This is a genomic window from Psychrobacter sp. UBA2769 (genome assembly GCF_002352555.1).
Classification (GTDB): Bacteria; Pseudomonadota; Gammaproteobacteria; order Pseudomonadales; family Moraxellaceae; genus Psychrobacter; species Psychrobacter maritimus.
This window is the reverse complement of the sequence record NZ_DEIR01000006.1, coordinates 75261-84360: the sequence shown is the minus strand read 5'-3', so window position 1 is coordinate 84360 and position 9100 is coordinate 75261. Positions and strand designations below refer to the sequence as shown.

The window sequence follows — 9100 nt, the reverse complement described above, 5'->3', positions numbered from 1 at the left end:
AATTATTCGATATAAGTACTAAGGCTATATCTATAAAAAAAGTCCCTATCTATTTTAGATAGGGACTTTTTATCATAACTTAACAATGGTTGATTATCAATGTTTAGATTTTACCATGACATTGTTTATACTTCAATCCTGAGCCACAAGGACACGGGGCGTTACGGCTGATATTCATACCAGCGTATGGGTCTGGCTCATTTGCACCACCACTACCCGCCACAGCGCCTACTGCGGTCGCCCCAGCAAGATTACGGTTTTGTGCAGCGGCTCTATCAGCTCCGCTGTCCATATTGTCAATATCGCTGTGCTCAAACTGCATTTGCATCTGTGCCGCATTTTCACGCTGCTGCGCTTCTAATGCTGCAAGCTCTTCTTTGGTCGGGATATGTACGCGTGATAAATCTTGTACCGTCTCAGATTTAATTGCCCCAAGCATCATCTGAAACAGCTCAAACGACTCACGCTTATATTCTTGCTCAGGGTTTTTTTGTGCATAACCGCGCAGATGAATACCTTTACGCAGCTGATCCATTTGCGTTAAATGCTCTTTCCAATGCTTATCTAAGCTTTGCAGCATAAAATGACGCTCAAGCTGGGCGGCATCTTTTTCGCCCATTTGCTCACGGCGGCTATGATAACGATCCAATGCCGTTTGGATGATTTTGGCACGTAAGCCTTCTTCATCTAGGCGGCGATCTTCATCGAGCCAATCGTTAATTGGCATGGCAATCTTGAATTCGTCCTCAAGCTCGTCCTCTAAACCGTCGATATTCCACTGGTCATCGATAGAGCCCGGCGGGATAAACTGGTTAATCATGGCATTATAGACTTCGTGATGCATGACTTCGATGGCCTCTAACAAATCTAGCTCTGCCAGTAAATCATCACGCTGACTATAGATGACTTTACGCTGCTCATTGGCGACGTCATCGTATTTCAACAGGTTTTTACGGGCATCAAAATCGCGGCTTTCTACTTTACCTTGGGCGTTTTCAATCGATTTAGAAACCATTTTATGTTCAATGGCTTCGTCTTCTTTAAGACCCATGGCGCGCATCATATTAACAACGCGATCACCGGCAAAGATACGCATCAAGTCATCTTCAAGCGATAAGAAGAAGCGCGACATCCCAGGGTCACCTTGACGACCGGCACGACCACGCAGCTGGTTATCAATACGGCGTGATTCATGACGCTCAGAGCCGATAATATGTAGACCGCCAGCGGCAACGACTTGGTCATGCTTAACTTGCCATTGGGCTTTTAAGCGCGCCATCTCTTCTGGACTAACCGAATCAATATCTTCGATAAATGACTGCCAGTTACCACCAAGGATAATGTCGGTACCACGACCAGCCATGTTGGTCGCAATCGTTACAGCCTTTGGACTACCAGCCTGCGCGATGATTTCTGCTTCACGCTCATGTTGCTTGGCGTTTAGGACGTTATGTTTGACGCCTTCTTGGTCAAGCAAGTAGGACAACTCTTCACTGGCTTCAATCGTCGCCGTACCAACCAATACTGGGGCGCCTTTGGCTTGAATCTCTTTAATCTCGCGGATGATACCTTTATATTTCCCTAACTTGGTTAAGAAAATCTGATCATCCATATCGATACGCGCAATAGGCTCATGGGTTGGAATCACGATGACATCTAAGTCATAAGTTGATTTAAATTCTGCCGCTTCGGTATCAGCCGTACCCGTCATACCTGATAATTTGTCATAGAGACGGAAATAGTTCTGGAATGTCGTGGTTGCAAGCGTTTGGTTCTCTGCTTGAATTTCAACATTTTCTTTGGCTTCTACCGCTTGATGCAGACCTTCTGACCAACGGCGACCGGGCATAGTACGACCAGTGTTTTCATCAACGATAACCACTTCGCCATCATCGACGATATAATGGACGTTTTTAACGAAAACATGATGGGCACGAATCGCTGCTTGGACGTGCGCCAATAGTGGCAAACGGCTTGGGCTATATAAGCTTTCATTTTCACCAAGCTCGCCCACTTCAATTAAGAAGCGCTCAATTTTTTCATAGCCTTTTTCGCTAATCTCGATTTGACGGTTTTTCTCATCAATCCAGAAATCTTCTTCTTCGTTATTCTTATTGGCTTCTTCGTCTTTTGAACGAATAAGTACCGGAATAATGGTGTTAATCAGTGCGTACATACGTGATGAATCTTCGGCTTGACCCGAGATAATCAATGGCGTACGCGCTTCATCGATTAAAATAGAGTCAATTTCATCAATAATACAGAAGTTAAGCGGACGCTGTTTTTTCTCAGCTAAGCTAAAAACCATGTTATCGCGTAGATAATCAAAGCCGTACTCATTGTTGGTACCGTAAGTGATATCGGCTTGATAAGCGTCAATTTTTTCTAGCGGCGGCTGCTGTGAGTAAATCACCCCAACCGTCATACCCAAAAAGCCAAATAGCGGACGGTTTAACTCAGCATCACGTGCGGCCAAATAATCGTTGACCGTCACTAGATGGACGCCTTTACCACTGATAGCGTTGAGATACATGGCCAAGGTTCCCATTAGGGTTTTACCTTCACCGGTTTTCATCTCAGCAATTTTGCCTTCGTGCAGGGTGATACCACCGATTAGCTGCACATCATAGTGACGCATGCCGTTGACACGTAGCGATGCCTCGCGGCAGACCGCAAACGCTTCTGGTAATAATGCATCTAAGCTTTCACCTTTTTGGTGTCTTGCTTTAAACTCTTCGGTTTTTTGTTGTAATTGCTCATCAGACAGGGCTTGTATCGTAGCCTCATGTGCGTTGATTTTGCTGACCACTTTGCGCATGCGCTTTAATTCGCGGTCATTTTTAGTGCCAACGACACTGCCTATAATCTTTGATAACATAATTTTTTGACCTATGGAAATATTCGATAATTAGTGCGCATTAGCCAAGGCTTCATATGCTGCCGCCTTGTCATCATAGCTATCATAGTCATCACCCGACTAACGTACCACTTAATGAAGTACTGACTAATGACGTGTCGCCTAATGAAGTATCGCCTAATGAAGTATCGCCCAATTAAGTGTGACGTCATTATATATGGTTATGACGTCGATGGATACAAGGGCAATCAGTAGATATTTGCCGACGTAAAAACCTAGTAGGACGTGATGAACTACCCACTACCTAAAGAGGTAGGGGTTTCTTAGGTAATACCCATACTTGATACGATATTTTGTATCAGCGGTTAGGTAAATTGGCTAAGCTAACCCCGCCGCACCGACGGTTTTTGATTGTTCAACCAGCATCAATCCTTGATTTAAGATATTGATGCTGGCGTTGATGTCCCTATTATTTTTTTGCAAACAACTAGGGCAATCCCATGATCGCACTGACAACGGTAATTCAGCTTTAGTCAGTAAGTGACCACAGCCTGAGCAAGTTTTAGAGGATGGATACCATCGGTCTATCTTGACAAGCGTTTTACCGTACCATTCTGCCTTGTATGCAAGCATGGTAGTGAAGGGTGACCATGAGCTGTCTGAGATGGCCTTAGACAGCTTTTTATTCTTAACCATACCTTTGACGTTTAAATTCTCTATAGCAATAACATCGTGGTTTTTGATGATTTTGTATGAGAGCTTATGTAGGAAATCTTTGCGGCTATTGGTTATCTTCTCGTACACTTTAGCGACTTTAACCTTTTGTTTTTGATAGTTGCGACTGTCTGACAACTTACGTTGCTGAGCTTGAGCAACTTCTCTACGTCTGGCTAAAATCTTTTGTTCTCGCGTAAGTTTACCTTGCAGCCTTGATAAAAACTTAGGATTAGCAACGCTACACCCGTCCGATAAGACGATAAAGTCTGTCAATCCTAAATCAATACCTATTCTTAAGCCTGTTTTTGGTAACTCGCTGACAATAGTTTCGACTAAGAGGGTCACATAGTATTTACCCGATGGGCTTTTACTAACCGTAGCGCTCTTGATTAAGCCGTTTATTTTGTCAGGGAATTTAGCGCTGATATGACCAATCTTAGGCAGTTTAACAGTGCTATCTGTGATCGCCACTGTACCTTTTTGATTGTTAGTGATATAGCTATCACGCTGACCTTTTTTCTTAAATTTAGGAAAGCCCGCGCCTTTAAAGAACTTACTATAAGCAGCCATTAGGTTTTGCTGGACATTGGCTAGTGCCAAGCTGTCTACTTCCTTTAGCCACTCAAACTCTTTTTTATATTGGGCAGGTGTATTTTTAAGCTCAGTATTGGTTTCTTGGTAATGACTTATTTTATCAGCAAGCATCTTATTCCAGATAAAGCGCGTACAACCAAACGACTTAGCAAGGAATATCTGCTGCTCGTCATTTGGGTATAATCTTACCCTGTAGGCTTTACGGATTTGCTTAGTCATGACTCTCCTTGATTGATAATATATTGCTTAATAACTTCTAGTGGCGCGCCGCCTGTAGTGATTAAGCAAAACGATTGCGACCAAAACTTAGATTCCCAAAGCTTATCTTTAATTCTAGGGTAACCTTTTTTTAGTAAGCGAGAGCTAGCTGACTTATACGCATTAATGAATTTACTGATTTCGGTTTTAGGATGGGCTTTGAATAAAACATGAACATGGTCTTTGTCATGATTCCATTCTAGTAGCTCGATTTTATAGCTCATACCGATTCGTTCAAATATTGCTTTAGCGGCATTAGATATTTCATTATCAAAAACCTCACGGCGATACTTAGTTACCATGATAAGATGGTAGTTTAGCAAAAAGACTGAATGAGCATTAGTGTCTAATATCATTGCTATACATAAACTTAATTGATTTACACTGATCGTAAGCAAGTAAAACATCAAAGTCAATAAAATACGTATTCATCTCACCACCTAAGAGGTGGGAGACTTCTGCGCTAAAATGTTAAAATAGCGCTTATAGTCTTAATCTTTCAAGCTTTTACCTACTCCCTTTAACAGGATAATTTACTAACCCTCAGCCGTTATTTATTCTTATAAAAATCAGCATTTCGCCCCACGTAAACCCATTTAAGCATCATAAGAGACCCTGCATGACCGTTAAGCCGTCCGCTCAAAATCCTGATTTAGCTGAAACGTTAGTCATAGGCGATGCCGTTTATCACTTGGCAGACCATACGCCGATGATGGTGCAATATCTAACCATGAAAGCCAACTATCCACAAGCGCTGCTGCTGTACCGGATGGGTGATTTTTATGAGTTATTTTTTGATGATGCCAAGCGCGCGGCGCAGATACTCGATATCACGCTCACTCGCCGTGGTACCGATAAAGCCGGCAATACCATTGCGATGGCAGGTGTGCCGTTTCATGCTGCTGATAGCTATATGGCGCGGCTGATTGCGGCTGGGCAGACAGTGGTTGTTTGTGAGCAAATTAACGAGTCAGCCAGTGGTACTAGCAGCCCGTCCAAGACACCGACAATGGGCGAGAAGCAAAAGAAAGATAAAAGTAAATCGGCAGCTGGCACTATCATGCGCCGTGAAGTGGTAAAAACCCTGACCGCTGGTACGATTACTGATGACGCCTTAATTGCGCCCAACCACACCCCGACTGTCGTTGCCATTGATATCGAAATTCCTAAATCGAATAGCAAACAACCTTTACAAGCAGCTATTAGCCAAATGGATTTAGCTGCTGGAACATTAACGACGCAAACGCTCAATGCCAGCTCTAATAACAGCCATGATGACATCGAAAACTTACAAACCCAGATGCTCACCGTGTTGGCACGCTTTGCCCCTAGCGAATGTATCGTTAGCGAAGCGCTTGGTGATAACATTGGCAGTACTGATACAGACTGGCTTCTGTGGCTACGGCAAAACCTCGACTGCCCTATCATCGAAGTCGCCGCCAATGACTTCCACCGCGAGCATGCCAGCGCTACCCTTTGCCAGCAGTTTGACGTCCAACGTCTCGATGGACTTGGTATTAGTGACTCGCCACTTGCCCAATCTAGCTGCGCCGCCCTTATTCATTATGCACGGCAAACCCAGCAGCGCCATGTGCCACAAGTGAACCAGCTTATCGTTGAATATAGCGATGATTATTTAATCATTGATGCCAATAGTCAGCAAAATCTTGAACTGTTTATCCCCGTCAGTAGTAATGGTACATCATTAATATCGGTGCTTAATCATTGTCAAACGCCAATGGGTCGCCGCTTACTTGTGCAGCAAATGAAGCGTCCCTTGCGTCAGCATGCGCGTATTAATTTGCGTTTAGATGCAATCACTAGCCTTTTGCAGACAGACAATAATTTTGGCGAAAATAAGCAGGTTAATGAAAACTTAGAAAATAATTCATTGGTAAGCAGTTTGCGTGAAACCTTAAATACCATCGGTGATATTGAACGTATCAGTAGCCGTATCGGGCTGATGAGTGCCAAGCCGCGTGACTTGCGTAAATTGGCTGATGGTATTGCTAGTAGCACGCAGCTTAATACTTTACTGATAAATGCAGGTATTAGCCATGAGCAGGCAGGATTGCTGCCCATGCTGATGCAGCAATTGCCTGCGCAGCTACCTGCCGTACAGTCCGTCGCCGAGCTGATTGAGCGTGCCATTATTGCAGAGCCACCGGCTCATATCCGTGATGGTGGTATGCTCGCTACTGGCTACGATGCAGAGTTTGATCGCCTCACCCATTTGCATGACAATATCCAGGTGACTTTGGATGAAATGGTAGAGCGTGCGCGTCAGGAGAGTCAATTACCCAGTCTTAAAGTAGGCTTTAATAAGGTTAGCGGCTTTTATTTTGAATTGCCCAAAATGCAGGCAAAGAATGCACCGGCGCATTTTATCCGTCGGCAAACGCTTAAAAGTGGCGAGCGTTTTATCACTGATGAATTAAAAGAAGTCGAAACCGAATATCTCAGTGCGCAAAGCCTAGCATTGACTCGCGAAAAGCAGCTATATCATGAACTATTGACATTATTAGGCAGTCATTTAGCCGAACTGCAACAGCTAAGTGGGGCTATCGCGCAAATAGATGTGCTTAGTAATTGGGCGCAGCTTGCCATAATTTATAATTGGCAACGACCAGTGATGAGTAATGACTCAAAAGAGGATAGTGACTTAGAAAGTAATAATTCAAAAAATGGTTTGAATAATAACAGCCAAACCAGTATCAATATTAAACAAGGTCGTCATGTCGTTGTCGAAGCGGCATTAAATCCCATCAATGGCGGCAATACGGTCAATAACTTTAATAACAGCGGCACTACTAAACATAGCAGCCATTTCGTTGCCAATGATTGTGCATTGGGTAGTCATACCAATCCTGAAAGACTGTTAATGATTACCGGTCCTAATATGGGCGGTAAATCGACCTATATGCGCCAAACAGCATTGATTGTTTTACTTGCCCATTGTGGCAGCTTTGTGCCAGCAGCGCGCGCTCATATTGGCGATATCGATCGCATCTTTACTCGTATTGGCTCAGCGGATGACTTAGCAGGTGGTAAATCTACTTTTATGGTAGAAATGATTGAAACGGCTAATATTCTCAATCAAGCGACCAATAAATCGCTGGTGCTTATGGATGAAGTCGGACGCGGAACGGCAACCACTGATGGTTTAGCAATCGCCCATGCTTGCGTCAATCGACTGGTCGAGCTTGGCTGCCTGACATTATTTGCCACCCATTACTTTGAGTTGACAAAATTGGCAGAGAATAACACAGAAAACAATGTAAGAAATAATGCCAATATTCGCAACGTCCATGTCGCCGCTAGTGAAGTTGATGGTCAATTATTATTACTCCATCAAATACGTGAAGGTGCCGCTAGCTCCAGCTTTGGACTGCATGTAGCAAAAATGGCGGGGATTCCTACTCAGGTATTAAATGATGCTCAGCGTTATTTAATAGACAATTTAAAACATGAGAATACGAAAACCACTGATGATAAAAATGAATTAGCTAAGTCGTTAAACGATAAACAGCAGCAAAATCATGACAATAAGGTAAAAAAAGCAAGTGTTAGTGGGAATACTCAAACGCAAATAATGATTAATAATCCACAACAAAATCAATTATTTAGCCTGCAAGATGAGCTAAGTGCGATTAATCCTGATAACCTAACGCCAAAGCAGGCGCATGACTTACTTTATCATCTAAAGGAAATCATTAGTCATTAAAGGGAATTGTCAATTAGTGGTAAAAGCGCTAAAATGTGCCTTATTTTTAATCTATTCTATTTCGCCCAATCCAATAACAGGTAGACAGTACTATGACCTTTGTCGTTACAGAGAACTGCATTCTTTGCAAATACACCGACTGTGTGGAAGTCTGTCCTGTAGACTGCTTTTATGAAGGACCGAACTTCCTTGTCATCGACCCTGATGAGTGCATCGACTGCGCGCTATGCGAGCCTGAGTGTCCCGCCAATGCCATCTTCTCAGAAGATGAAGTGCCAAAAGGGCAAGAGATATTTACGCAGCTAAATGAAGAACTGGCACAGAAGTGGCCAAACATCACCGAGATGAAAGGACAGTTGCCAGAAGCTGAAAAGTGGGATGGTGTAGAAGGTAAGATTCAGTATTTGGAGAAGTAGCTAAGACTTAAAAACTACTCAATGTATCGAGATAATTAAAAAACCACCTAATGGCTATCAATTTAAAAGGGCTGTTAGGTGGTTTTTTATGTAGTTGAATAAAATATAAATCAAGGCAATATTACACAAGGCGTACCGTTAGGAATATCGCATTCTATACGAGCATTAGAAGGAGCTTTTGCAATAGCAACAATTTTTTGTTGAGTATTTAATGTCCAACCTGTGGCATCAGTAATAGAATGACAAGCGGTTATAACTGGAGCTATAGGCACTACACTATTATCACTTTCGTCATTAAGTATATAAAACACCTTGTTACTATAGTTTTTCGCTTTTTGTAAACAAGCACCTTGTTTAGCTTTTTTATTATATACTTGATAATTAGGGACAGCTACTACCACTAAAATGCCAATAATAGCTATTAATATTTCAATAAGTGTAAAGCCTGCTTGCGAATATTTTTTCTTATTTCATTCTATGTAATAGCAATAACATTGATTATGCAGTATTTGTACAATCTAACAAATTTAAGAG

Annotated in this window: 7 protein-coding genes; 3 read left to right on the top strand and 4 right to left on the bottom strand. The window is 42.6% G+C overall.

Annotated elements, in window-relative coordinates:
• Positions 1 to 103: 103 nt before the first annotated feature.
• Positions 104 to 2878, bottom strand: a complete 2775-nt coding sequence (secA, locus tag B3Q63_RS01820; protein ID WP_296173062.1) for a preprotein translocase subunit SecA — start codon at positions 2876 to 2878, stop codon at positions 104 to 106.
• A 56-nt stretch (positions 2879 to 2934) separates the two neighbouring features.
• On the opposite strand from secA, the gene B3Q63_RS01815 reads away from it, so the two are divergent.
• Positions 2935 to 3057, top strand: coding sequence for a hypothetical protein (locus B3Q63_RS01815; RefSeq protein WP_265088600.1), 123 nt, complete (start codon positions 2935 to 2937; stop codon positions 3055 to 3057).
• Between the two features lie 178 nt (positions 3058 to 3235).
• On the opposite strand, the gene tnpB is transcribed toward B3Q63_RS01815, so the two are convergent.
• Positions 3236 to 4387 (bottom strand): IS200/IS605 family element RNA-guided endonuclease TnpB, encoded by a 1152-nt coding sequence (gene tnpB / locus B3Q63_RS01810; RefSeq protein WP_296173057.1) that lies wholly within the window; start codon positions 4385 to 4387, stop codon positions 3236 to 3238.
• A complete protein-coding gene (tnpA, locus tag B3Q63_RS01805) occupies positions 4384 to 4782 on the bottom strand; it encodes an IS200/IS605 family transposase (RefSeq protein ID WP_201629848.1) in 399 nt (132 codons plus the stop codon). The genes tnpB and tnpA overlap by 4 nt, the downstream gene beginning before the upstream one ends.
• 263 nt (positions 4783 to 5045) lie before the next feature.
• Here tnpA and mutS point away from each other — a divergent pair, with 263 nt between their 5' ends.
• Positions 5046 to 8150 carry a DNA mismatch repair protein MutS gene (gene mutS / locus B3Q63_RS01800; RefSeq protein ID WP_296173050.1) on the top strand — a complete coding sequence of 1035 codons (3105 nt, stop codon included), beginning with the start codon at positions 5046 to 5048 and terminating at the stop codon, positions 8148 to 8150.
• Positions 8151 to 8242: 92 nt separating this feature from the next.
• On the top strand, positions 8243 to 8566 hold the full coding sequence (gene fdxA, locus B3Q63_RS01795) for a ferredoxin FdxA (protein ID WP_133103830.1): 324 nt from the start codon (positions 8243 to 8245) through the stop codon (positions 8564 to 8566).
• 110 nt (positions 8567 to 8676) lie between these two features.
• Here fdxA and B3Q63_RS01790 read toward each other — a convergent pair whose 3' ends face one another.
• Complete coding sequence (locus B3Q63_RS01790; RefSeq protein WP_296173046.1) at positions 8677 to 8967, bottom strand: prepilin-type cleavage/methylation domain-containing protein; 291 nt, start codon at positions 8965 to 8967, stop codon at positions 8677 to 8679.
• Positions 8968 to 9100: the final 133 nt, after the last annotated feature.

Bases quoted from the DNA above. Each gene is read 5' to 3' on its own strand.
- mutS (WP_296173050.1), top strand. From the start codon at position 5,046: ATGACCGTTAAGCCGTCCGCTCAAAATCCTGATTTAGCTGAAACGTTA.
- secA (WP_296173062.1), bottom strand. From the start codon at position 2,878: ATGTTATCAAAGATTATAGGCAGTGTCGTTGGCACTAAAAATGACCGC.
- fdxA (WP_133103830.1), top strand. From the start codon at position 8,243: ATGACCTTTGTCGTTACAGAGAACTGCATTCTTTGCAAATACACCGAC.
- B3Q63_RS01815 (WP_265088600.1), top strand. From the start codon at position 2,935: ATGCTGCCGCCTTGTCATCATAGCTATCATAGTCATCACCCGACTAAC.
- tnpA (WP_201629848.1), bottom strand. From the start codon at position 4,782: ATGATATTAGACACTAATGCTCATTCAGTCTTTTTGCTAAACTACCAT.
- tnpB (WP_296173057.1), bottom strand. From the start codon at position 4,387: ATGACTAAGCAAATCCGTAAAGCCTACAGGGTAAGATTATACCCAAAT.